Origin of the sequence: Nocardia cyriacigeorgica, assembly GCF_029868385.1 — a bacterium.
GTDB classification, from domain to species: domain Bacteria; phylum Actinomycetota; class Actinomycetes; order Mycobacteriales; family Mycobacteriaceae; genus Nocardia; species Nocardia cyriacigeorgica_F.
In genome coordinates this window covers 1-22,596 of the sequence record NZ_JARWNX010000038.1, presented here as the reverse complement: position 1 = coordinate 22,596, position 22,596 = coordinate 1, and the positions used below count along the sequence as shown (strand labels likewise).

The following is a 22,596-nucleotide window of genomic DNA, read 5'->3' as shown; positions in this document are numbered from 1 at the left end:
GGGCATCCGCATCGAACTCATGACCGTCGGGGATATCGACCGCTGCGTGGAACTCGAGCAGCTGCTGTTCCCCGAGGACGATCCGTGGCATGCGGTCTCGTTCCGGTCGGAGCTGGCGGCGCGGCACAACCGCTACATCACCGCCCGCGACGACGACGGCCGCATGGTCGGCTACGCCGGAATCGCGCTGCTCGGTGACGCCGAACACCCGGAGGCCGAGGTGCACACCATCGGCGTCGACCCGCAATGCCATCGCGGCGGTATCGGCACCAAACTGCTCGAAGCGCTGCTCACCGAGGCCGGACGCCGCGGCGGGCCGGTATTCCTCGAGGTCCGCACCGACAATGCCGCCGCCATCGCGCTCTACGCCAAGCACGGCTTCCACATCATCGGGCTGCGCAAGAACTACTACCACCCCAGCGGCGCTGACGCGTACACGATGCGCAGGCCCGCCCTGTCGTCGATGACCACCGAGTGGGGCGAGGCAAACCGACCGGACGAGGTGCTGTCGTGATCGTCATGGGTATCGAGAGTTCCTGCGACGAGACCGGTGTCGGCATCGTCCGGCGCCATCCGGACGGCAGTTGTGAGCTGCTGGCCGACGAGGTCGCCTCCAGCGTGGATCAGCACGCCCGCTTCGGTGGTGTGGTGCCCGAGATCGCCTCGCGCGCGCATCTGGAGGCCATCGTGCCCGCGATGCGGCGCGCGTTGTCGTCGGCGGGCATCGTCGCGCCGGACGCGCTCGCGGTCACCATCGGCCCCGGTCTCGCCGGTGCGCTGCTGGTCGGTGTCGCCGCAGCCAAGGCGTACGCGGCGGCGTGGGATGTGCCGTTCTACGCGCTCAACCATCTCGGCGGACATGTCGCGGTGGACACCCTGGAACACGGTCCGATGCCGCCGTGTGTCGCGTTGCTGGTTTCGGGTGGGCATACGCACCTGCTACACGTCACGGATCTGGCCGAGCCGATCGTCGAGTTGGGCAGCACCGTCGACGACGCGGCGGGTGAGGCCTTCGACAAGGTCGCACGGTTGCTCGGGCTCGGTTTTCCGGGCGGCCCGGCGCTCGATGCGGCCGCGGCTTCCGGTGATCCGAAGGCGATCGCCTTCCCGCGCGGTATGACCGGCCCGCGCGATCCGCGCTACGACTTCTCCTTCTCCGGGTTGAAGACCGCGGTGGCCCGCTATGTCGAGGCCGCGCAGCGCGACGGGGTGGCCGCCGCGGATCTGCCGATCCCGGATATCGCCGCTTCGTTCCAGGAGGCGGTGGCCGATGTGCTCACCATGAAGGCGGTGCGCGCCGCGCAGGACGTGGGTGTGGGCACGCTGGTGCTCGGTGGCGGTGCGACGGCCAATTCCCGCATCCGGTCGCTGGCCGAAGAACGTTGTGCCGCAGCCGGTCTGGAGTTGCGCGTGCCCAAGCCGCGCTTGTGCACCGATAACGGTGTGATGATCGCGGCGCTCGGTGCGCATGTGATCGCGGGTGGCGCGCAGCCCTCGCCGCTGACCGTGGCGACCGATCCCGGCCTGCCGGTCTCGGTCAGCCAGATCTCCTGAGCCGGGTCACGACCGGGACGATCGCTGTCCAACCGGTGAACGCGGTCGATTCGCTGCTTGGCCGGGGTGACCGGTGGTTGTTCGGCTGGTGGCGACGGATGGTTGTTCGACTGGCGATGGCCGGTGGTTGTTCGGCTGGCGGTGGCCGGTGGTTGTCTGGCCGGTAGTGGCTGGTGGTTGTCTGGCCGCTGGCGACCGGTGGTTGTCCGGCTGGCGGTGGCCGGTGGCTGTTGACCGGTGGTGGCCGGTGGTTGTCCGGCCGCTGGCGACCGATGGCTGTTTGACCGGTGGCGACCGCTCGCTGTCCGACCAGCGAGTGACCGAACCGCTGTGCATCCGGTGAACGACGGTTGGCGTGTCCGCTGGACGGTCCGCAGTCCCGCTCCCGAGCGGTGGCTTCGGTCAGTCCGTGGGTGCGATCGGGGCGCCGTCCGACGAACCGGTGCCGACGCGGGGGATCGGCACGCGTCCCTGGGCGGGCGCTTGAGGTGATGAGCTGCTCGGTCGGGAGGTGTTCGGCGCCGCACCGGGTGTCGGTGTGCCGCTGGTGGTGGGTTCCGATTCCGAATCGCCTTCCCGGCCCGTGTCCGGCGCGGTACCCGACGTGGGCGGTGCGGTGGTGGTCGGCGGGAACAGGGGGCCGAGCAGTTCCGGCAGTTCCGGGAACGGGATCGGCGGCAGGTTCGGATCGGGGCGCAGTGTCGGCTGCGTCGAGGAGGTCTGCGGTGTGGTGGGTGTGATGCCGGTGGTGGTCGGCACCTCGTCCGGGGTGCTCGGTGCGACGGTGGTGCCGGTGGGCCGGATCGGCGCCTCGCCGACGCCGCCGGTGGTGGCGGAGCCGGGAACGGCGGGCGGGTAGGACGTCATCGTCGGGGGCAGCTCGGTGCTGCTGGTGGTGCCCGCGGGGGAGACGTCCTCACCGGAGGTCGGCGCGAGCGCCTTCACCCCGTAGCCGATGACGAGCCCGACCACGACGATCGCGCCCGCCAGTGTGCCGACGACCTTGGTGAAGGTGCCGACCGGCGCGTCCGAGCCGAGGGCCGCGACCGGGCCGGTGGCGGGCTGGGCGTCATCGGCGACCAGGGCGGCGCCCTTGGCGATGACCGCGTCGGGATCCGGCATGGTGAGCACCGGAATGTCGAATTCGTGGTGCAACGTGTCGACGACGGCGGGAACATTGGCGCCGCCGCCGATCACCGCGACCGCTTCCGGGCGCTCGGACGCGCGCCCGAAGGTCACCGCGGTGAACGCGGCCAGTTCGCGCAGCTGATCGGCGATCAGTTCTTCGAAGTCGGTGCGGGTCAGCTTGAGTGGCCGTCCGGCGACATGGTCGATGGTGACCGCTGGCGCGATGGACAGGTGTTCCTTCGCCGCGCGGCCGCGGTTGGTGAGCATGCTCCGGTTGGGCCGGGTGCCGCGGCGGGCGTAGTGGGCGTCGACCAGATGGTGGTAGATGAGTTCGTCGATGGCGTTGCCGCTGACGGTGGTGGTGCGCGCCGAATGCAGGACGGTGCCGTCGGCCTGGGTGGCGACGGTGACGGTGACACCGGAGGCGCCGACATCGACCAGCGCGACGGTGCGATACCGGTCGACGAGGCCGGTGTGGCGCAGATAGGCGAGGGCGGCGGTGGCCTCGGGGACCAGCTGGAGATCGTGCTGCTTACCGGTGGCCGACCGGATGGCCTGCGCCTGCGCCTTGCTGCGGTAGGCGACGGCAACCGCCGTGGGCGGGCGACTGAGGGCGGCGTCGAGGCTGTAGGCGTGCGTGCCCGCGTATCGAGCCCCTACCGCGCCCGTATCGTGCGGATGGGTGGCGGGCAGCTGGGTGGTCATCAGTTCGATCGATGACGCGACGAGATCGCCGAGATCGGAGTGCGCCTCCGCCGACACGACGCGGTAGTCGAAGCTCTGGGCCCCATTGGTCGCGGTGGCGACGAGCGCCGAGCACACCACCTCGTTCCCGGCCGAGATACCGAGGGATGTTCGCATGTTCACCTCCCTTCGAGCGGATGGTCCTGGTGTCGGGCGACCATCTCGAATGGACTCCCGGTACGGGCGTGGGTCACGATCGCACCGGGTTCGCTATCCGGACCGTCTCGTTGCCGGGTGAGCGCGGGGACGGTGCGTGGATCAGGTGTTGCTTGGGATCTCTGTGTAGCTGGCCGGATCGTTCGTGACGACCTGTCGTTCGGCAGGACGCCGGTTCGTGATGAACGCGGCGGCCGCCCAGCGACCGTCGTCAATACTGTCACAATCCGTTATCCGAACGTTACAGATTTTGTGAAGTAATAGGAAGCCCTCGGAGCTGGGGGCGTGCCGGATACGAAGATCGGCCCTGCGCTGCGGCGATCGTCATCGGCCTCGATCCGGTCCGATACCAGGAATTGGCACCTCCCGCCCTTGAGCGCTGGCACTCGCATGTATAGAGTGCTAGTGGCGCTGGGTGATGTGTGTGCCAGTGCCGAGTTCGACTACTGAGCAGGTCCCGGCACCCGCGACGACGGGGCTACGCGCAGGGTCGCACGACGTGACCGAACCGATGGTCCGGGACAACAGTCCCGGACGACCGTAAATCCCCTGAAAGTGGAGGGCTCAACGTGGCGAGCGTGAACATCAAGCCGCTCGAGGACAAGATCCTCGTCCAGGCCAACGAGGCCGAGACGACGACGGCCTCCGGCCTGGTCATCCCGGACACGGCGAAGGAAAAGCCGCAGGAGGGCACCGTTGTCGCCGTCGGCCCCGGCCGGTGGGACGAAGATGGCGACAAGCGCATCCCGCTGGATGTCCAGGAGGGCGACACCGTCATCTACAGCAAGTACGGCGGCACCGAGATCAAGTACCAGGGTGAGGAATACCTGATCCTGTCCGCGCGCGACGTGCTGGCTGTCGTCAGCAAGTAAGTCATCGCTGCGCATGGCGTTCCGCCCCGGTGTCGTTGTTCTGACCCCGGGGCGGAGTACGTTGCGCGCACCGTGACAGCGCACCGAAACACAGGAGCGAACACATATGGCAAAGCAGATCGAGTTCGACGAGAAGGCTCGCCGGGCTCTCGAGCGCGGTGTCGACAAGCTCGCCGACGCGGTCAAGGTCACCCTCGGTCCGCGCGGTCGGCACGTCGTGCTCGCCAAGGCATTCGGCGGCCCGACCGTGACCAACGACGGTGTCACCATCGCGCGTGACATCGACCTCGAGGACCCGTTCGAGAACCTCGGCGCCCAGCTGGTCAAGAGCGTCGCCACCAAGACCAACGACGTCGCGGGCGACGGCACCACCACCGCCACCGTGCTGGCACAGGCCATGGTGCGCGCCGGACTCAAGAACATCGCCGCGGGCGCCAACCCGATCGGCATCGGCTCCGGCATCGCCAAGGCCGCCGACGCGGTCTCCGAGGCCCTGCTGGCCCTTGCCACCCCGGTCTCCGGTGAGCAGGCCATCGCGCAGGTCGCCACCGTCTCCTCGCGCGACGAGGAAATCGGCGAGATGGTCGGCAAGGCGCTGACCACCGTCGGCAAGGACGGCGTCGTCACCGTCGAGGAGTCCTCGACGTTGCAGACCGAACTCGTGGTCACCGAGGGCGTGCAGTTCGACAAGGGCTATCTCTCGCCCTACTTCGTCACCGACACCGATGCTCAGCAGGCCGTGTTCGAGGACGCCTACATCCTGCTGCACCGGGAGAAGATCAGCTCGCTGCCCGATTTCCTCCCGCTGCTGGAGAAGATCGCCGAATCCGGTAAGCCGGTGCTGATCATCGCCGAGGACGTCGAGGGCGAGGCGCTGTCCACCCTCGTGGTCAACGCGATCCGCAAGACGATCAAGGCCGTCGCGGTCAAGGCGCCGTTCTTCGGTGATCGCCGCAAGGCGTTCCTCGACGACCTCGCCGTCGTCACCGCGGGCACCGTCATCAACCCCGACCTCGGCATCAACCTGCGTGAGGCCGGTCTCGAGGTGCTCGGCAGCGCGCGTCGCGTCGTCGTCACCAAGGACGAGACCACCATCATCGACGGTGCGGGCACCGCCGAGGACATCGCGGCCCGCGGCGCCCAGCTGCGTCGCGAGATCGAGGCCACCGATTCCGATTGGGATCGGGAGAAGCTCGAGGAGCGGCTGGCCAAACTGGCCGGTGGCGTCGCGGTGATCAAGGTCGGCGCGGCCACCGAGACCGCGCTCAAGGAGCGCAAGTACCGGGTCGAGGACGCGGTCAGCGCGGCCAAGGCCGCGGTCGAGGAGGGCATCGTGCCCGGCGGCGGTACCGCGCTGGTGCAGGCCGGAACCAAGCTGGTCGAACTGCGCGACTCGCTCTCGGGCGACGAAGCGGTCGGCGTCGAGGTCGTGCGGCAGGCCCTGCGCGCGCCGCTGTTCTGGATCGCCACCAACGCGGGCGTCGACGGTTCGGTCGTGGTCAGCAAGGTCACCGAGGGCAAGGAGGGCTTCAACGCCGCCACCCTCAGCTATGGCGATCTGCTCACCGACGGCGTCGTCGACCCGGTGAAGGTGACCCGTTCCGCGGTGATCAACGCCGCGTCGGTGGCGCGGATGGTGCTCACCACCGAGAGCGCTGTCGTGGACAAGCCGGTCTCGGACGAGGGCGACCAGCACGGACACGGCCACAGCCACTGAGGCGCTGATCGGCCTTCGGGTCGAATCATCGAGCGGACCGTTCATGTTCCACCGCGGACGTGAACGGTCCGTTCGTCATTCGGCCATCGAGGGCCGGAACGCGGGGAATCTCGGGAGAATCCGGTCGGGTCAGGAGGCGACCGGCGGCTGCTCCGCGGAAATCGCGGTGAGCAGCCGCTCGCGCAGCGCCGTCGGCGGCGTAACAGCCGTCGCGACGGCGAGCGCGGCGAGGGCATCTCTGGTCAGATGCACCTCGGTGATGAACTCGGCACGGCGAGCAGGGTCTTCACTGTCGAGCAGTTCTTGTACCGCTTGATGGTCTTCGTCGTCGATCGATCCGAGCGCGACGGTGTGCGCGAGATCGATCTGGCGTTCGTACATCTCACGTCACCCCCAAACTTTTCTTCAGTCGTGTCAGGCCGTCCCGGATTCGGGACTTAACGGTCGGTAACCCTACGCCGAGATGGCTGGCCACCTCTGCGTAGGTTCGCCCGCCGTAGTAGGCGAGCGAGATGGCTTCCCGCTGTGTTTCGGTCAGTGTGCCGAGGCTGTCCAGCACTGCCCGCTGTTCGAACTTGCGCTCGACTTCCTCGGTGACCTCGTCGAATTCATTACCGAGAACCCGTATCCCGTAGGCGACTTCGCGCTGGGTATGGGCCTGCTCGGCCCGCACCCGGTCGACGGCGCGGCGATGTGCCAACGTCATCAGCCAGGTGGCGGCCGAACCCTTGTCCGGATCGAAACTCGCCGCCGTTCGCCAGACCTGGAGATAGACCTCTTGTGCGGTCTCCTCCGCGTAGCCCGGATCGTGCAGGACGCGCAACACCAAGCCGTAGACGCGCGCACACGTTCGGTCGTACAACTCGGCGAAGGCTTCCTGGTCGGACTGGCCACACCTGTGGAGAAGCGCGGCGAGTTCGATGCTTTCAGCTGCGCGTGCCGAGACCGCAGACTCCACACTGAGTGGAAAGGCTTCTCCACGGAACGAGTCGCCCTCTGCGGCCGACGGCCGCGTTGTCACAACGCTCCATTCTGTGTCATCGGTCACTACCGTAGCGTGCCGCTATGGGGATTGCTCGGCAGGGGCCCTGTGAAACAGCGTGCGTTTCGACGCCGACAGGCGCGCCCGGTGGTGACCGGGGGCCTGACGGGCGTTGTCGTGCGTGCGAGCCGAACCACTGTGTGCCAGTGCGCGGCTCGAACCCATGGTGCTGGTCGGCAGTTGTCGCTAGGGATTCGGCGCCCTGCGCGGTGCGGATGGGAAGGGATTCACAATCCCTCGCGAACTCGGGCGCGCCATGGTGACCAGCGGCTTCTCAGACCGCCATCCGGCGCCGGTTACGCCGGGCGTGGGTCTCGCGCTCGGTTTCGGACATACCGCCCCAGATACCGTAGGGTTCGCTGACTTTGAGCGCATGGCTGCGGCACTGCATCAGCACCGGGCAGCTGTGGCAGATCTCCTTGGCGCGCATCTCGCGCGCGGTACGGGCCCGGCCGCGCTCGCCATCGGGATGGAAGAACACCGCGGAGTCCACACCGCGGCAGGATCCGCGCATCTGCCAATCCCAGACGTCGGCGTTCGGCCCGGGAAGGTGGGTGGGCATGGGCATGTGTGAACTCCTCGAGGTGCGAGCTCGTCGGCATTGTCGAGCAGGTGTGATCTGCAACGGCCGCCCGGCGCGGATTTTCGTCCGGCCGAGCGCATTCCGGCCACGGTCCGGCGTATGTCGTCCGAGAGCCCGCCAATGATGGTCGCTGCATTTTCGCGCGGCGCCGTCCGTGGCGATGAGCTACGTTAGGTGCCGCCGCGAAATTCCGTCAATAGTTCGGCGCAGCGGTTTCGCAAATGTTCGGGGGCCAAATTTAACCTGTTCGCTGTTTACTTTTAACGCTGCTTCCGGAGATAATGGCCGGTTGGCCCGGCGGCGGTGTGCCGTCACGCCGTCATCGTCGGTGAATCCGCCCAGGTAGCGCCCCGGATTTCGGGTACTGAGCCGGCGGTGGGGGAGTGAGTCGACGCGGAGTGGCGGTGGTCGGGTTCGCCGGCCGGTGGGAGACCGGCTCGAGGAGATGGCGATAACGGGGCGCGCGGGTTAATTGCGCGAAACGCATATGAATTCGTGGGGCGCACACGCGACGATTGCCCGGGGCGAGTTTTACCTGATGGAAACATGATGTGCGTATCTCCGCATTCATCCCGGCATGTGGTGTCGACAAAGAAATGCTGTGCGGTTGCTCGCCCGCCTGGCCTTTCGCCTCGGATGCGGCGCTCCCGGCGGTAGCCGAGATAGAGTGCGGCCGTGTTCGTCCCGGTTCCCCGCCCAGATGGCCGTTGCGCACTGCTGCTCGACGCGGCCTTCGGCGCCCATCCGGCATCGGCCGCTGCCGAGTTGCCGCCCGCGCGTAACGCGCGCGAAGCCTGGTTGCGCGCGGTCGCACTCGGCGGTCGGGGCCGCTACGCCGCCGCCCGCGGCGAACTCGACCGCCTCACGGTCCACCATGCCGACCCCGTACTCGCGGCCCTCACCGCCGCCACCCGCGGCTCGCTATTGCGTCAGCTCGGCTGGCACGCCGCGGCGGCACGCCATGACGGGGCGGCGGCGGCGTTGGCGTTGCCCGGCCTGCGCACCACCCACCCGGACGAGCGATCCGCGGACCGCGACGACCACAGCGTCCCCGACCACCTCGACGCCGCGTGTGACGCCCTGACCGGTCTGGCCGCCGATGCGCTCGGCACCGGACGGACCGACCTCGCCACCCGACTGCTCGGCCGGGTGCGGCTGCTGCTCGGCGAGGCCGCCGATGCGCCCGATCCGCGCAGGCTGCGGCTCGCGATCCGATTGCACTGGGTCAGCGCCGAGACCGCGCTCGCTGCCGGACACCTGCCCGACGCCGTGCCGTATGCCGAGACCGCGCTCGCACTGGCCGAGCAAGGGCCCTCGACGCGGCATCGGGTGAAGTCGCGGCTGCTCGTCGCGGCGACGACGGCGGCCAACGGTGGGAATGCGAGCGAGCTCGCCGAGACGGTGGCCGCCGAATGCCGAGAGCACGGCCTGCTGCCGTTGCGTTGGGCCTGCGCCATGTTGCGGACCGGGCTGCCCGGACGTGATATCGATCGCAATGCGGCCGAGCGCGAGGCCGCCGAATGCGCGAGCGCCATTGCACGGCTCGGCGGGCGCTTCCGTCCGGCCGATGCCCACTGAGGGTTCACCCGTCCCCGGATCGACCCCGGTCGATGGTCGGTTGATGACGCAGTTACGTGGTTCGCCAACGGGTATCGCTATTGTTAGATCCGTTCCGCTACACCTGCGGAAGCATCGGTCGGTACCCGACCGTGCCACTTGTAACGCCAGGAAATTCTCTGACGATGTCGAACACGGGCGAAGAGTTGGACCTCGCCGTCACTGCCGCTGCGCAGGGCGACAGATCCGCTTTAGCTCAGGTACTGGAGTTGATCCGCCCGCTGGTGATGCGTTATTGCCGGGCAAGGATCGGAGCGGCGGAGCGTGGATCACTCTCCGCGGACGACGTTGCGCAGGAGGTCTGTCTGGCGGTCATGACAGCTCTGCCCAGGTATCAGGACCAGGGCAGGCCGTTCATGGCCTTCGTATACGGAATCGCTTCGCACAAGGTCGCCGACGCTCATCGCAACGCCTCACGTAACAAGGCGGAGGCGATGGCCGAAGTACCAGATGTCATATCCACCGACCACGGGCCGGAGCAGCGAGCTCTCGAATCCGAAACGAGCAGGCAGATGAACCGTCTACTTGCCACGCTTCCGGAGAAGCATCGAGAGATCCTGATCCTGCGTTTGGTCATGGGTTTGTCAGCAGAAGAAACCGCGACCGCCGTGGGCAGTACGGCGGGAGCGATACGAGTCGCCCAGCACAGGGCACTCGCGAAATTGAAGTCACAAGTGGCGAGGGCAGGTGAAATGTATGGCTAGGGATGGCGGACGCGGTCGGGGTGACTGGAGGGCGCGACGTGGATCGCGGGACAGCGGTCCCTACGCCGAGGGGTCCACTGGCGACAACGCTCCGGTCGACATCGCGGCGGTACGCCGCGACGACGCGCTGATCGATGCCATCGCCAGCGACGGGCCGGTACAGACCGACAGCACCGAAGAGTTCCAGTTGGCGGCCTTGCTGGCCGACTGGCGGGCAGAGATCGTCACACCACCGATTCCGGAGGCACCGGATCTCGACACGGTGGTCGCTGCGGTCAATCAGGAAATCGGCGCACGCCAGGCGCGCGTCGGTGCCAGGACGACCAACCGGCTGCGGCTGGTGCGTCCGATCGCCGGTGCCGCCGCCGGGTTGGCGCTGGTGTTCGGCGGTATGACGGCCTTCTCCTATAACGCCGAGCCCGGTGATCCGCTGTGGCGGTTCAAGGAGGTCGTGTTCAGCGAGCAGGCCCAATCGACCGTGGTGCAGCGCGCCGACGACGATCTGGCCGCGGCGCAGGAATTGATCGATCAGGGCAATCCCGAGCGTGCGCGGGCACGTCTGGAGCAGGCGTCGACCAATGCGACCAAGGTCGACGATCCGGCCAAGCGCGCCGATCTGATGGATCGCTGGCAGCGGTTGCTGAACGATCTGCGTGGTCTGTCGCCGGAGGCGGCCGCTCAGCTGGAGCAGTCGCGTCCAGGTGAGCCGCGACCGGGTTCGACCACCGAACCGGGTGCTGCTACCGGGACCACTAAGCCCGGCGAGACGACTCGCCCTGGTGGCGGTGACAACACCGGAAGCACCGCGCCGACGATCATGGGTGTGGATCCGTCGGTGTCGGCCACCAAGCCGCCGGTGACCACGGCTCCCGATACGACCGTGCCGACGACGCCACCGACCACCGAACCGCAGGACACCGGCGTTCCGCCGACCGTCGAACCGACGACGCCACCGGAGACCACGCCCCCGCCGGTGACGCCGACCACCGTGTCGCAGTCGACGATCATCGAACCGCCGGTGATCACCACCGTCCCCGATTCGGCGCCGACCGGTGGCAACACCGGCGCGCCGGGTACGGGCGGGAGCACGGGATAGCCGATCGCGCCGCGATGCGGGCACGACTGTAGGGCTTGGAGCGGGATCCGAAGACGGGTGGAACCGATCGCCGAGAGGCGGTCGGTAATTTTTTGCGGCCGGTATTCCAGGCCGTGGGAATCGCGGTGATATACCGCACATCATGATCTCGCGCACGTGCCGAAGCGGCGCTCATGGCCTCCGCGTGAAGTTTTCGCGCGGCGAACCGGCGGTCGGACCGAGTGTGGCCGACGGAGAGGGGATCAGCTGTCGAAACCGTCGAAGCCGTCGCCGTGGAACGCCTCGTTCATCGAAGCGTCGGCGTAGCCCCGACAGTAGTCCCAGGTGACGTAGGCCTCAGGAGTCGGATCGTAGGCAGGCTCATGCGGGCGGACCGTGCCGTCGACCAGTAGCTGAAGCAGGTTGGCGCGCAGCATGTCCCAGTCGTGGTAGTGATCCTGCCGGCAATCCTCACAGCTGACCACCAGGCCTCGGATGCCACGATGGCCGAGTAGTGCTTCGTATACCGCGAGGTCGGCGAGATCTTCCTCGACCGCGAGGCGCTCATGAGGATCCAGCGGTTCGCCCGGCTCGATGGCATCGAGCGCGGCCGACGGGTCGGAGGGGTCTCCGGCGAATGGATCCGGCGGCAAGCCAGGTGGTAGATGGTCACGCACATCCCCACGGTACGCAGAACAGGGTGGTCTGCGCCAGCTATGCGCGCCGCCAGTTTCGGTAACAGCCTCACTCGAGGCGGCTTCCACCGGACAGATACCATAGGTGAAACGCGCCGACGCGTACCCGACACCCGTCGGCGGTGTCAGATCCGCACAGTCCATCCCATGAAACAGTCCGCACGGCCATCTCGGCCTTTCGCGGCACTGTCGACGTCCAGGAGGGGTCGATCCGAATGAGTAATCCCGTAACGGGCGAACGTAGCGCTGTCCGCCCTCATACGGGTGGTGACGATCCGAACAAGATCGCCATGCTCGGCCTCACGTTCGACGATGTGCTGCTGCTGCCAGCGGCGTCGGATCTCATTCCCAGTTCGGTGGAGACCTCGAGTCAGCTGACCAGGGAGATCCGCCTGCGTACCCCGCTGTGCAGTTCGGCGATGGACACCGTCACCGAGGCCAGGATGGCGATCGCCATGGCGCGGGCGGGCGGTATGGGCGTACTGCACCGCAATCTGTCGGTGGCCGATCAGGCGAGCCAGGTGGAGACGGTCAAACGGTCCGAGGCGGGCATGGTGACCGATCCGGTGACCTGTCGCCCCACCGACACCCTTGCCGAGGTGGACGCGATGTGCGCGCGGTTCCGCATCTCGGGTCTGCCGGTGGTGGACGAGACCGGCGCGCTGGTCGGCATCATCACCAACCGCGATATGCGCTTCGAGGTGGACCAGGATCGCCGGGTCGCCGATGTGATGACCAAGGCGCCGCTGATCACCGCCCAGGAGGGCGTGACGGCGGAGGCGGCGCTCGGCCTGCTGCGCAGGCACAAGATCGAGAAGCTGCCGATCGTCGACGGTCAGGGCACGCTGCGCGGCCTGATCACCGTGAAGGACTTCGTCAAGACCGATCAGTACCCCAATGCCACCAAGGACCGTGACGGCCGCCTGCTGGTCGGCGCCGCGGTCGGCGTCGGCGATGACGCCTGGTCGCGTGCGATGACCCTGGCCGATGCCGGTGTGGACGTGCTGGTGGTCGACACCGCACACGGCCATCAGGCGCAGGTGCTGCACATGGTCACCAAGGTCAAGGCCGAGGTCGGCGACCGCATCCAGGTGGTCGGCGGCAATATCGCCACCCGGGCCGGGGCGCAGGCCCTGGTCGAGGCGGGCGCGGACGCGGTGAAGGTCGGGGTCGGCCCCGGCTCGATCTGCACCACCCGCGTGGTCGCCGGTGTCGGCGCCCCACAGATCACCGCCATTCTGGAGGCGGTCGCGGTGTGCAAGCCCGCCGGTGTTCCGGTCATCGCCGACGGTGGCATCCAGTTCTCCGGTGATATCGCCAAGGCCATCGCGGCGGGCGCGTCCACCGTGATGCTCGGTTCGCTGCTTGCGGGCACCGCCGAATCGCCCGGTGAGCTGATCCTGGTCGGCGGTAAGCAGTTCAAGAGCTACCGCGGTATGGGATCGCTCGGCGCCATGCAGGGCCGTGGCCAGGCCAAGTCCTTCTCCAAGGACCGCTACTTCCAGGACGACGTCCTCGCCGAGGACAAGTTGGTCCCGGAGGGCATCGAGGGCAGGGTGCCGTTCCGCGGCCCGGTCAACCAGGTGATCCACCAGCTGGTCGGCGGTCTGCGCGCGGCCATGGGTTACACCGGTTCCCAGTCCGTCGCACATCTGCAAGAAGCCCAGTTCGTGCAGATCACCGCGGCCGGTCTGAAGGAAAGCCACCCGCACGACATCACCATGACGGTGGAGGCGCCGAACTACACCGGCCGCGGCTGACCGGAGCACGTGGCACCACCGGCATGGATTCGGCGCGGGCTCGGTGCGCCGAATCCAGTTCTTCCGGGTGGTACCCGACCCCGCGGCCATCGGCTCTGCGACCGACCCGGTCCGGCATGCGAACCCGGCCGGCATGCCCTCGACCGTCCGCCGGGCAGCGATGGGTATCGTTCGTTATCGGTGACGGCGCAGCGGTGCCGTAAGCACCACAAACAGAATTCAACCCTTGGGTGAGTCCCAACGGGCGCGAACTCGCGACATCGAAGCGTCGCGGGTCCACATCGGAGGGGCGACCTCGAGGAGCCCCGTTCGCGGCCCGGCTTGTGTTTCCGCGGCCGCTGCGTACCCCGAAGGCAAGCAGCGGTCGCGTAAACACAAGCCAAAGGGGGGCCGCGAACACGCGGTGCCGCAGGCACCGCAATTAGACACAGGAGCTAGCAGTGCGCGACATGGTCGAGATCGGGATGGGCCGGACGGCTCGGCGTACCTATGAGCTGGACGATATCGATATCGTGCCCTCGCGTCGGACCCGCTCGGCCAAGCAGGTGTCGCTGGCGTGGCAGCTGGACGCCTACCGGTTCGAGATCCCGTTCCTCACTCATCCGACCGATGCGCTGGTGTCGCCGGAGTTCGCGATCGAACTCGGCAGGCTCGGCGGTCTCGGTGTCATCAACGGTGAGGGGCTGTGGGCTCGGCACGCGGATGTGTCGGCCAAGATCGATCAGCTGCTCGAACTGGTGGCCAAGGGCGGCTACGAGCGGGCCATCGCGTTCTTGCAGGAGTTGCACGCCGCGCCCATGCAGCCGGATCTGCTGGCCGCCGCGGTGGCGCAGGTGCGGGCCGCCGGTGTGACGACCGCGGTGCGGGTGAGCCCGCAGAACGCCCAGACGTTGACTCCGGCGCTGGTGCAGGCCGGTATCGACCTGCTGGTGGTGCACGGCACGATCATTTCCGCCGAGCATGTCGGCGACGGTGAGCCGCTGAACCTCAAGACCTTCATCGCCGAACTGGACGTTCCGGTGGTGGCCGGTGGTGTGAGCGATCACCGGACGGCACTGCATCTGATGCGCACCGGTGCGGCGGGCGTCATCGTCGGATACGGCTCCTATCCGGGCGCCACCACCACCGGTGAGGTGCTCGGTATCGGTGTCCCGATGGCGACCGCCATCGCTGACGCCGCCGCTGCGCGTCGCGACTATCTGGACGAAACCGGTGGCCGCTACGTGCATGTCATCGCCGATGGCGATATCGCGGCCTCCGGTCAGCTGGCCAAGGCGATCGCCTGCGGCGCGGACGCGGCCATGATCGGCGTGCCGTTGGCGACGGCGGCCGAGGCGCCGGGACGCGGCTGGTACTGGCCGTCGGCGGCGGCGCATCCGTCGGTGCCGCGCGGTTCGCTGCTGCATGTGGATGATCCGTGGGATCTGGGTGGCGATGGCGAGGATTCCGTGCGGCCGAGCCTGGAGCGGGTGTTGTTCGGCCCGTCCGATGATCCGTTCGGTTCGCTCAACCTCGTCGGCGGGCTGCGTCGTTCGATGGCGAAGGCCGGGTATTCGGATCTGAAGGAGTTCCAGAAGGTCGGGCTCAGCGTTCGCGCCTGACCGCGTCTCAGCGTCCTCTGGTGGCCGTGTTGACCGCACGGCCGCGCAGGAACTGCCGGATCGCATGATTGACCGGATCCGGATGGGTCATCGTCACCGCAAGCCGTGCGCCGTCGATCTCGACGAAGGTCGAACCGGGAATCGACTCGGCGAGCAGCTTTCCACGCTCACGGGCGATACCGCTGTGGCTGGCGTGCACGACGAGGGCGGGACAGCTGATCTCGGAGAGCCGCTCCAGGACCGAATCCCGGCCCAGTAGACAGCCCGCGGCGACCTCGATGCCGTGCCGGTCGTGCGCGAGCCATCGTTCGGTCCACACCCTGCGGTGCCGGTCGTGATCGCCGATGAGCCAGTGCGCCAGGCGTTGCACCGCGCGCGGCCGGGATCCGTCGTCGTACCATTCGGCCAGGAAACGCTGTGTGGCCGTTGACTGTTCGGGCGTCGTCCCGTGGGCCTCGGTGCTGATCAGGATCAACGCCGAGACCCGCTCGGGTGCGATGAGCGCGGTGCGCAATGCGGTGAACCCGCCCTGGGCGGTGCCGCCGACCACGGCGCGTTCGGCGCCGAGATGATCGAGCACGGTCAGCGCGTCCCGTGCGGCGGTCCAGTAGGTGAACGGCAGGCCCTGATCCCTGGTGCGGCCGTGCCCGCGCGCATCCCAGGTGACGATGCGGAACTCGGGGGCCAGCGCGTCCATCTGTTCGGCGAACATGGTGCGGTCCATGAAGAATTCGTGCGCCAGCAGAACCAGCGGGCCGTTGCCTCCGGTGTCCTCGTAGTGGATGTCGGCATCGATCGCGCGGGCGAATGGCACGAGGTCGAGGATAGTCAGCCGTCGGTTGGTGCGTCGGGCGATTCGCCCGCGGTGCGGGCTGCGGTCGGAGCGGTGGTGGTCGAGCTCTAAACTGTTCGGGTGGCAGATTCGCAGAGACCCGTCCTCGTCGTCGACTTCGGTGCGCAGTACGCGCAGCTGATCGCCCGTCGAGTCCGCGAAGCGAGTGTCTACTCCGAGGTGATCCCGCATACGGTCTCGGTCGAGGAGATCGCCGAACGGCAGCCGCTGGCCGTCATCCTGTCGGGCGGACCGTCGAGCGTGTACGCCGACGGCGCGCCGCAGCTGGACGCGCGGCTGTTCGACCTCGGGCTGCCGGTGTTCGGCATCTGCTACGGCTTCCAGGCGATGGCGCAGGCGCTCGGCGGCACGGTGGCCCACACCGGCACCCGCGAGTACGGCCGGACCGAACTCAATATCGACGGTGGTGTGCTGCACGGCGGTCTGCCGACCATTCAGCCGGTGTGGATGAGCCACGGTGACGCCGTCACCGACGCTCCCGCCGGTTTCGAGGTCACCGGCACCACCGCGGGGGCGCCGGTCGCCGCGTTCGAGGACCCGGCCCGCCGTCTTGCCGGTGTGCAGTACCACCCTGAGGTGCTGCACTCCCCGCACGGCCAGCAGGTGCTCAGCCGCTTCCTGCACGAGATCGCCGGTATTCCATCCACCTGGACACCGGCCAATATCGCCGAATCGCTGATCGAGCGAGTGCGTGAACAGGTCGGCGATGCGCACGCCATCTGCGGGCTGTCGGGCGGTGTGGACAGCGCGGTAGCGGGTGCGCTGGTGCAGCGCGCCATCGGCGACCGGCTGACCTGTGTTTTCGTCGACCACGGACTGTTGCGCTCGGGTGAGCGTGAGCAGGTGCAGCAGGATTTCGTCGCCGCGACTGGTGCCAGGCTGGTCACCGTCGACGCGGTGGATCAGTTCCTCGGCGAGCTGAAGGGCGTCACCGACCCGGAGGAAAAGCGCAAGATCATCGGGCGGGAGTTCATCCGGTCCTTCGAGGACGCGGTATCCGAAGTCGTCGGTGCGCACAGCAGCGCCGACGGTGTGGTGCCCGAGGTCGAATTCCTGGTGCAGGGCACGCTGTACCCCGATGTGGTCGAGTCCGGTGGTGGCACCGGCACGGCCAATATCAAATCGCATCACAATGTCGGCGGCCTGCCGGAGGATCTGGAATTCGAGCTGGTCGAGCCGCTGCGGCTGCTGTTCAAGGATGAGGTCCGCGCGGTCGGCCGCGAACTCGGCCTGCCCGAGGAGATCATCTCCCGGCAGCCGTTCCCCGGTCCGGGCCTTGCCATCCGCATCGTCGGCGAGGTGACCGAGGACCGGCTGCGCACACTGCGTCAGGCCGACGCCATCGCCCGTGAGGAACTCACCGCGGCCGGGTTGGATCGTCAGATCTGGCAGTGCCCGGTGGTGCTGCTGGCCGATGTCCGCAGCGTCGGCGTACAGGGCGACGGCCGCACCTACGGTCATCCGATCGTGCTGCGCCCGGTGTCCAGCGAGGACGCCATGACCGCCGACTGGACCCGCCTGCCCTATGAGGTGCTCGAGCGCATCTCCACCCGGATCACCAATGAGGTGGCCGAGGTCAACCGGGTGGTGCTGGATGTGACGAGCAAGCCGCCGGGCACCATCGAGTGGGAGTGATCCCGGCCCTACCGGCGTTTACGTGGGGAGAGCACGAGCAGTAGCCCGACGACGATGGCCGCGACCACCACGATCCAGCCCACCGAGATGAGATCGGTCGCGGGCCAGGACACCGGCCCGAGCAGGGCCCATACGCTCAGCGCGAGGGCCAGCAGCCCCACGATGAGCAGGGAGAACGACGGGCCGCGGCGGGTGCCGTTCTTGTTGTCGGTGTAGGTGTCAGCCACGACGCACCTCCGCGCTTCCCGCTCGGACATCGATGTTCAGATCGAGCACCGGCGCATCGCCGCCGGGCCCGATGAGGCCTTCGGGGCATTGGGCCTCGCCCATTCGCACCGAGCATTCGGCGCGGACGTTCATATTCTCCGGTACCAGCACGATCGCCTCACCCATCTGCACCGACACATCGACGCTGCGGTTCTCGGTGAGCCCGAGTTCGCGCAGATCCAGCGTGCCCGAACCCATCGTGACACTGTATTCCGGTTTCAGATCACCGACCGCCGCCGGAGTCCAGACCCGCTCACCCATGGTGGCGCCGCTGAAATCGACCGGTCCGATCATCGTGGCCAGCAGTACGAATCCGGCCAGCGGCGCGGTCACCACCAGCAGCCCGTAGCCGCGTCGCAGGAAGGCGCCGAGGATCAGGCCGAGCCCGACCACACCGAGCGCCACCGCGGCGATCCGGCCCGGCGTCATCCAATCCATACCGGCCGCGGCCAGCGCACCCGCGCCCGCCGCCGCCAGAATGGCCAGCCCGAGCACCACCGGGGTCAGCCGGGAGCGCGGCTTCTTCGGTTCGGGCACGACCACGGTCTGCGCGGGTGCCGGTTCGGGAAGGTCCCAGGCCAGCGGCGCCACTCCGAGCGGATCCCAGGAGGGCGGCGTCGGGCTCGGGGCCAGCGGGCCGCTGCCGAGAGTGCGCGGCGTTGCCGGGTTCAGGGCCTTGGAGAGCTGTGGTTTCGCGGTTGCGGTGGACGGGGTGCCTGGCTTCGGTGTGTCCGTGCCGGGTGTCGCTGGTGGATCCGAGACTTGGGGATCGGCGCGCAGGATATCGGTCGGCGCCGAATCAGCGGGGCGGTCGTTGCCTGATGCGCCGGTGACTTCGGCGCCCGGACCGGTGGCGTCGCCGTGCGGCTCGCCCGAGGAAGTCGCGCTGTCGGTGCCGCTCGCGCCGAGAACCTCGGTGGTCCGGGTGTCCGCCAGGACTTCGGTCGGGCGGTCGTTCTCCAGCACCTCGGTGCTGTGCTGATCGGACTGTGCCGCCAGGGGACCGGCCGGTGCGTCGGTTGCTGACGAGTCCGCCGACGGTGCCGCGGCCTGCGGGGATGCACCGCGCGCACCCTTGTCGAGATCCGGGATGTACTGCTCGGGCAGTTTCGTATACGGCGTGTACGGGCCGTAGCTGGGGGACTCGAAGGTGTCCTGACCGGTCCACAGCGGTGCCGTGGCCTGCGGGAACGCGGTGCCCGGATACCCGGTTCCGGTGATGCCGTCCACCTCGCCGTATCCCGGTGTCGGCGGTTCCGGTGTGCGCATGTACAGCATCCACCAGCCCGCCAGCATGAAGGCCAGCCCGATCACACCCGATCCGCCGAGCCCGACTCCGATCGGCCCCACCGCGCTCACCGCGATGGCCAGCGCAACGACCAGCACGATCGTCTTGGTCTGCGACTGCGAGCTGTGGCCCTTGCCGATCAGCGATTCGGCCGCCGAGGTCTCGTCGCCGTCCGCGCTGCACAGCAGCCAGGCCAGCAGATAGAGCACGATCCCGGTGCCGCCGAAGATCGTCGACACCACGAATGCCACCCGGATCAGCACCGGATCGACGTTGTATCGCCTGCCGAACCCGGCCGCGACCCCCGCGATCGGTCCGCGCCGCGGCAACCGAACCGGGCGGGTCCGCCACATGTGCTGAAGCTGATCGCCGAAGCTCGTCCTAGTCATGCCATCCATCGTCGGCCCAGACGGGCACCACCCGCATCGGGGTTCACCCTGAAAAACCTCCTGAACCGCATGGACGGGCCGCGATCCGGTTTCAGCGACCACTCGGCCCGCATATGCCGCGATTCCCTGCGCCGAGATCACCGCGGTCAACCTTGCGGCGCTGGTCGACGGGTGTAACTCAGGGTGTTTCCCGATGGCTGGGTGTCGGCCGGGCGTGCCACTATCGGAAGTATGTATCCGTCTGTTCCGGCGCTCGATGCGCGTGGGTTCGATGCCGCACCCGTGGCGGCGAAGGGACGGCTGGTGCGCCGTTCGGGCGGACGGATCGTCGGCGGGGTCGCGGGCGGGATCGCCGATCATCTCGGAGTCGACGTCTTCAAGGTGCGCATAGCGTTCGTCCTGCTGTCCGCGCTCGCGGGTGCGGGGATCGTCGCCTACGCGATGCTGTGGATCTTCACACCCGGCGGCGCCGACGATCTGCGTCCATCGGGGCAGGAGCGGCGGCAGGCGATCGGGCTGGCGCTGCTCGGATTCGGGTTGTCGATCGCCATGTCGGCGCTGTTCAGCGGAACCGCCGCCCGGATCATCGTGCCGTTGATCGCGGTGGCCGTCGGTGCGGCGCTGGTGTGGCGCGAATACGATGCCGACGGCCCACGGTCGCTGCTCGGACTGCCCGCGAAGCCGACGATGGTCACCTGGTCGCGCATCGTCGCCGGTATCACGTTGATCGTGGCCGGGCTCGCGGTGGTGGTGCTCGCCCGCATCGATATCGGTTCGCTCGGTTCGGCATTGCTGGCGGTGGCGGTCACACTGCTGGGCGCAGGGCTGCTGTCGGTGCCGCTGTGGCTGCGGATGATGCGAGCGCTGAACGCCGAACGCGCCGCCCGCATCCGCAACGAGGAACGCGAGGAGATCGCCTCGCATCTGCACGATTCGGTATTGCAGACGCTGGCGCTCATCCAACGTCAGGCCGAGGACCCGCACGAGGTGGTCCGGTTGGCCCGCAGCCAGGAACGCGAACTACGCAAATGGTTGTTCGAGGATTCCGCACCCGCACAGTCCAGCCTCGCCGCCGCACTGCGCACCATCGCCGGTGAGGTGGAGGATCAGCACGGGGTGAAGGTCACGCCGGTGACCGTCGGTGATGTCTCGATGGATATCGCCGACACCGGATCCGGCCTGCCGAAGGAACATTTCACCGCACTTCTCGGCGCCAGCCGGGAGGCACTGGTCAACGCGGCCAAACACGCCGACGTCCCCGGCATCGACCTGTTCGCCGAGACCGAACCGCATCAGGTGAGTGTTTTCGTGCGCGATCGCGGCGTGGGATTCGACGTCGACGCGGTGCCGGCGGACCGTCAGGGCTTGGCGAAATCCATTCGCGGGCGGGTGGAACGGCGCGGCGGACAGGTGGAGATCGTATCCAGCCCTGGGCGCGGTACCGAAGTGCGGATCATCATGCCGCGCACCGACTCCGGTGCCGAGGCCGAAGCGGAGGCAGATGCGGGCGAGGACTCCGCCGAGGGCGTGCGCGGTTCGGATGCGACCGCAGATCCGGGTGGCGTCGGTGCGGAGGCGGAGACCGCGCAGCGAGACGGCCCGGCGTCTGGTGCGTCGATGGCGGTGACGTCGTTCGGCCCACCCTCGAACGGCCGAGGCCAAATCTCGACGGGCCAGGCGCACGAGACGAATTCTCATACCGCCGAACCGGTCGGAACCGGAATCCGGTACGGCCGAGGCAAACGAGACGAGCACGGCACACAGTGACGATGCGGCGACCGGTCGATCGCGCACATTGTTCGAGCCGATCGGCGCCGACGCCCGATCCGGCCGGTGGGTGGCCGTTGTGGTACCGATGGAACTGTTCCGGGCAACCGGGACGCAGTGGCGACGGCGGATAGGGCTGTCCGGTGAGGAGAAGTAGGTGGCGGTGAAGGTCTTTCTCGTCGACGATCACGCCGTATTCCGTTCCGGGGTGCGGGCGGAGTTGGGTCGGGAAGCCGATATGGAGGTGGTCGGCGAAGCGGGCGGAGTCGCCGAGGCCGTCGCCGGTATCAACAGGACCCGCCCCGATGTCGTGCTGCTCGATGTGCACATGCCCGACGGCGGCGGTGTCGCGGTGCTGTCCGGAATCGAGGACGGCCCGGTCTGCCTGGCATTGAGCGTGTCCGACGCCGCCGAAGACGTGATCGCGGTGATCCGGGCCGGTGCCCGCGGCTACGTCACCAAGACCATCTCCGGCGCCGAACTGGCCGACGGCATCCGCCGGGTCGCCGGCGGTGACGCCGTGTTCAGCCCGCGGCTCGCCGGTTTCGTGCTCGATTCGTTCACCGGGAAATCACCGGCACCGGAACCACCGCTGGACCCGGAACTGGATTCACTGACCCCGCGTGAACTCGAGGTGCTACGCCTGCTCGCCCGCGGCTACACCTACCGCGAGATCGCCGAAACCCTGTTCATCTCGGTGAAAACCGTGGAAACCCACGCCTCCAATGTGCTCCGCAAAACTCAGCAGTCCAACCGGAACGCCCTCACGCGCTGGGCGCACCGCAGGCGAATCGATTGATTGTGTTGTGTTGCTGTGTTTGATTTGCGCCGCCTGCGGCGTCGCGGTTCGCGGGCCGGTTGGGTCTCGGCTGTCCGGTGGCGGGGGGGGGGGGCGGGGTGGGGCGCGGGAGGGGGGTGGCGGGCGGGGGCGGGGGCCGGGCCCCCTTGGGGCCGCGCGTCTCCGTGGCCGCTCCTTGCGTGCGGTTGCCCCCGCGGCGGCGGCGCCCGGAGACGGGCCGCGAACTTTGGGGCTCGGTCTCGCTTCGCTCGAAAATTGAGGTGTGACCAGCCGTTGTATCGGTGCGGTTTCGGTGGGGTGGGGGTCTTTACGCAACCGCGACTCACGTCATCGCGACTTACATCACCGCG

At 68.1% G+C, this 22,596-nt stretch carries 20 protein-coding genes; 12 read left to right on the top strand and 8 right to left on the bottom strand.

All coding sequences use genetic code 11. The features are described from left to right. Positions 1-19: 19 nt before the first annotated feature. Together rimI and tsaD are read left to right on the top strand one after the other, a co-directional pair. Positions 20-514, top strand: a complete 495-nt coding sequence (gene rimI, locus QH168_RS08460) for a ribosomal protein S18-alanine N-acetyltransferase (RefSeq protein WP_432421064.1) — start codon at positions 20-22, stop codon at positions 512-514. Beyond that, a complete protein-coding gene (gene tsaD / locus QH168_RS08455) occupies positions 511-1,554 on the top strand; it encodes a tRNA (adenosine(37)-N6)-threonylcarbamoyltransferase complex transferase subunit TsaD (RefSeq protein WP_280233969.1) in 1,044 nt (347 codons plus the stop codon). The genes rimI and tsaD overlap by 4 nt, the downstream gene beginning before the upstream one ends. Before the next feature lie 402 nt (positions 1,555-1,956). On the opposite strand, the gene QH168_RS08450 is transcribed toward tsaD, so the two are convergent. Then, positions 1,957-3,543: an Hsp70 family protein gene (locus QH168_RS08450; RefSeq protein ID WP_280233968.1), complete on the bottom strand. Its 1,587-nt coding sequence runs from the start codon at positions 3,541-3,543 to the stop codon at positions 1,957-1,959. Between the two features lie 608 nt (positions 3,544-4,151). On the opposite strand from QH168_RS08450, the gene groES reads away from it, so the two are divergent. Both groES and groL read left to right on the top strand, forming a co-directional pair. After that, positions 4,152-4,454, top strand: coding sequence for a co-chaperone GroES (groES, locus tag QH168_RS08445; RefSeq protein ID WP_163827378.1), 303 nt, complete (start codon positions 4,152-4,154; stop codon positions 4,452-4,454). A gap of 106 nt (positions 4,455-4,560) precedes the next feature. Then, positions 4,561-6,171, top strand: coding sequence for a chaperonin GroEL (gene groL, locus QH168_RS08440; RefSeq protein ID WP_280233967.1), 1,611 nt, complete (start codon positions 4,561-4,563; stop codon positions 6,169-6,171). Between the two features lie 129 nt (positions 6,172-6,300). Here groL and QH168_RS08435 read toward each other — a convergent pair whose 3' ends face one another. From QH168_RS08435 to QH168_RS08425, 3 genes are all read right to left on the bottom strand, one after another. Next, the gene (locus QH168_RS08435) at positions 6,301-6,552 is read right to left on the bottom strand and encodes an RskA family anti-sigma factor (protein ID WP_280233966.1); all 252 of its coding nucleotides are present in this window, start codon (positions 6,550-6,552) and stop codon (positions 6,301-6,303) included. 1 nt (position 6,553) lies between these two features. Further along, positions 6,554-7,129 (bottom strand): sigma-70 family RNA polymerase sigma factor, encoded by a 576-nt coding sequence (locus tag QH168_RS08430; protein ID WP_280234120.1) that lies wholly within the window; start codon positions 7,127-7,129, stop codon positions 6,554-6,556. A gap of 358 nt (positions 7,130-7,487) precedes the next feature. Beyond that, positions 7,488-7,781 (bottom strand): WhiB family transcriptional regulator, encoded by a 294-nt coding sequence (locus QH168_RS08425; protein WP_163827384.1) that lies wholly within the window; start codon positions 7,779-7,781, stop codon positions 7,488-7,490. Between the two features lie 690 nt (positions 7,782-8,471). On the opposite strand from QH168_RS08425, the gene QH168_RS08420 reads away from it, so the two are divergent. The 3 genes from QH168_RS08420 to QH168_RS08410 all read left to right on the top strand — a co-directional run bounded on the left by QH168_RS08420 (position 8,472) and on the right by QH168_RS08410 (position 11,213). Continuing rightward, positions 8,472-9,374 (top strand): hypothetical protein, encoded by a 903-nt coding sequence (locus QH168_RS08420; protein WP_280233965.1) that lies wholly within the window; start codon positions 8,472-8,474, stop codon positions 9,372-9,374. A gap of 164 nt (positions 9,375-9,538) precedes the next feature. Beyond that, entirely contained in the window at positions 9,539-10,117 is a 579-nt protein-coding gene (locus tag QH168_RS08415; RefSeq protein ID WP_280233964.1) for a sigma-70 family RNA polymerase sigma factor, read from the top strand. Continuing rightward, positions 10,110-11,213: an anti-sigma-D factor RsdA gene (locus tag QH168_RS08410; protein ID WP_280233963.1), complete on the top strand. Its 1,104-nt coding sequence runs from the start codon at positions 10,110-10,112 to the stop codon at positions 11,211-11,213. The genes QH168_RS08415 and QH168_RS08410 overlap by 8 nt, the downstream gene beginning before the upstream one ends. A 242-nt stretch (positions 11,214-11,455) precedes the next feature. On the opposite strand, the gene QH168_RS08405 is transcribed toward QH168_RS08410, so the two are convergent. Next, positions 11,456-11,869 carry a DUF5319 domain-containing protein gene (locus tag QH168_RS08405; RefSeq protein WP_036533470.1) on the bottom strand — a complete coding sequence of 138 codons (414 nt, stop codon included), beginning with the start codon at positions 11,867-11,869 and terminating at the stop codon, positions 11,456-11,458. Positions 11,870-12,102: 233 nt separating this feature from the next. Between QH168_RS08405 and guaB the strand changes: the two genes are divergently transcribed. Beyond that, positions 12,103-13,647, top strand: a complete 1,545-nt coding sequence (gene guaB / locus QH168_RS08400; RefSeq protein WP_280233962.1) for an IMP dehydrogenase — start codon at positions 12,103-12,105, stop codon at positions 13,645-13,647. A 440-nt stretch (positions 13,648-14,087) separates the two neighbouring features. Then, on the top strand, positions 14,088-15,248 hold the full coding sequence (locus tag QH168_RS08395) for a GuaB3 family IMP dehydrogenase-related protein (protein WP_280233961.1): 1,161 nt from the start codon (positions 14,088-14,090) through the stop codon (positions 15,246-15,248). 7 nt (positions 15,249-15,255) lie between these two features. Here QH168_RS08395 and QH168_RS08390 read toward each other — a convergent pair whose 3' ends face one another. Continuing rightward, a complete protein-coding gene (locus QH168_RS08390) occupies positions 15,256-16,062 on the bottom strand; it encodes an alpha/beta fold hydrolase (RefSeq protein WP_280233960.1) in 807 nt (268 codons plus the stop codon). 99 nt (positions 16,063-16,161) lie between these two features. Between QH168_RS08390 and guaA the strand changes: the two genes are divergently transcribed. Beyond that, a complete protein-coding gene (gene guaA, locus QH168_RS08385) occupies positions 16,162-17,736 on the top strand; it encodes a glutamine-hydrolyzing GMP synthase (RefSeq protein WP_280233959.1) in 1,575 nt (524 codons plus the stop codon). A gap of 8 nt (positions 17,737-17,744) precedes the next feature. Here guaA and QH168_RS08380 read toward each other — a convergent pair whose 3' ends face one another. Then, positions 17,745-17,963, bottom strand: coding sequence for a hypothetical protein (locus QH168_RS08380; RefSeq protein WP_280233958.1), 219 nt, complete (start codon positions 17,961-17,963; stop codon positions 17,745-17,747). Further along, entirely contained in the window at positions 17,956-19,680 is a 1,725-nt protein-coding gene (locus QH168_RS08375) for a PspC domain-containing protein (RefSeq protein WP_432421061.1), read from the bottom strand. Before QH168_RS08375 ends, QH168_RS08380 begins: the two co-directional genes overlap by 8 nt. Positions 19,681-19,911: 231 nt before the next feature. On the opposite strand from QH168_RS08375, the gene QH168_RS08370 reads away from it, so the two are divergent. Then, positions 19,912-21,447 (top strand): PspC domain-containing protein, encoded by a 1,536-nt coding sequence (locus QH168_RS08370; protein ID WP_280233956.1) that lies wholly within the window; start codon positions 19,912-19,914, stop codon positions 21,445-21,447. 163 nt (positions 21,448-21,610) lie between these two features. Continuing rightward, on the top strand, positions 21,611-22,246 hold the full coding sequence (locus QH168_RS08365; RefSeq protein ID WP_280234119.1) for a response regulator transcription factor: 636 nt from the start codon (positions 21,611-21,613) through the stop codon (positions 22,244-22,246). The last annotated feature ends 350 nt before the right edge of the window (positions 22,247-22,596 follow it).

Excerpts from the sequence above, each read along its gene's own strand:
- rimI (WP_432421064.1), top strand. The coding sequence starts at position 20 with ATGACCGTCGGGGATATCGACCGCTGCGTGGAACTCGAGCAGCTGCTG.
- QH168_RS08450 (WP_280233968.1), bottom strand. The coding sequence starts at position 3,543 with ATGCGAACATCCCTCGGTATCTCGGCCGGGAACGAGGTGGTGTGCTCG.
- groL (WP_280233967.1), top strand. The coding sequence starts at position 4,561 with ATGGCAAAGCAGATCGAGTTCGACGAGAAGGCTCGCCGGGCTCTCGAG.
- QH168_RS08435 (WP_280233966.1), bottom strand. The coding sequence starts at position 6,552 with ATGTACGAACGCCAGATCGATCTCGCGCACACCGTCGCGCTCGGATCG.
- QH168_RS08425 (WP_163827384.1), bottom strand. The coding sequence starts at position 7,781 with ATGCCCATGCCCACCCACCTTCCCGGGCCGAACGCCGACGTCTGGGAT.
- QH168_RS08415 (WP_280233964.1), top strand. The coding sequence starts at position 9,539 with ATGTCGAACACGGGCGAAGAGTTGGACCTCGCCGTCACTGCCGCTGCG.
- QH168_RS08410 (WP_280233963.1), top strand. The coding sequence starts at position 10,110 with ATGGCTAGGGATGGCGGACGCGGTCGGGGTGACTGGAGGGCGCGACGT.
- guaB (WP_280233962.1), top strand. The coding sequence starts at position 12,103 with ATGAGTAATCCCGTAACGGGCGAACGTAGCGCTGTCCGCCCTCATACG.
- QH168_RS08375 (WP_432421061.1), bottom strand. The coding sequence starts at position 19,680 with ATGACTAGGACGAGCTTCGGCGATCAGCTTCAGCACATGTGGCGGACC.
- QH168_RS08370 (WP_280233956.1), top strand. The coding sequence starts at position 19,912 with ATGTATCCGTCTGTTCCGGCGCTCGATGCGCGTGGGTTCGATGCCGCA.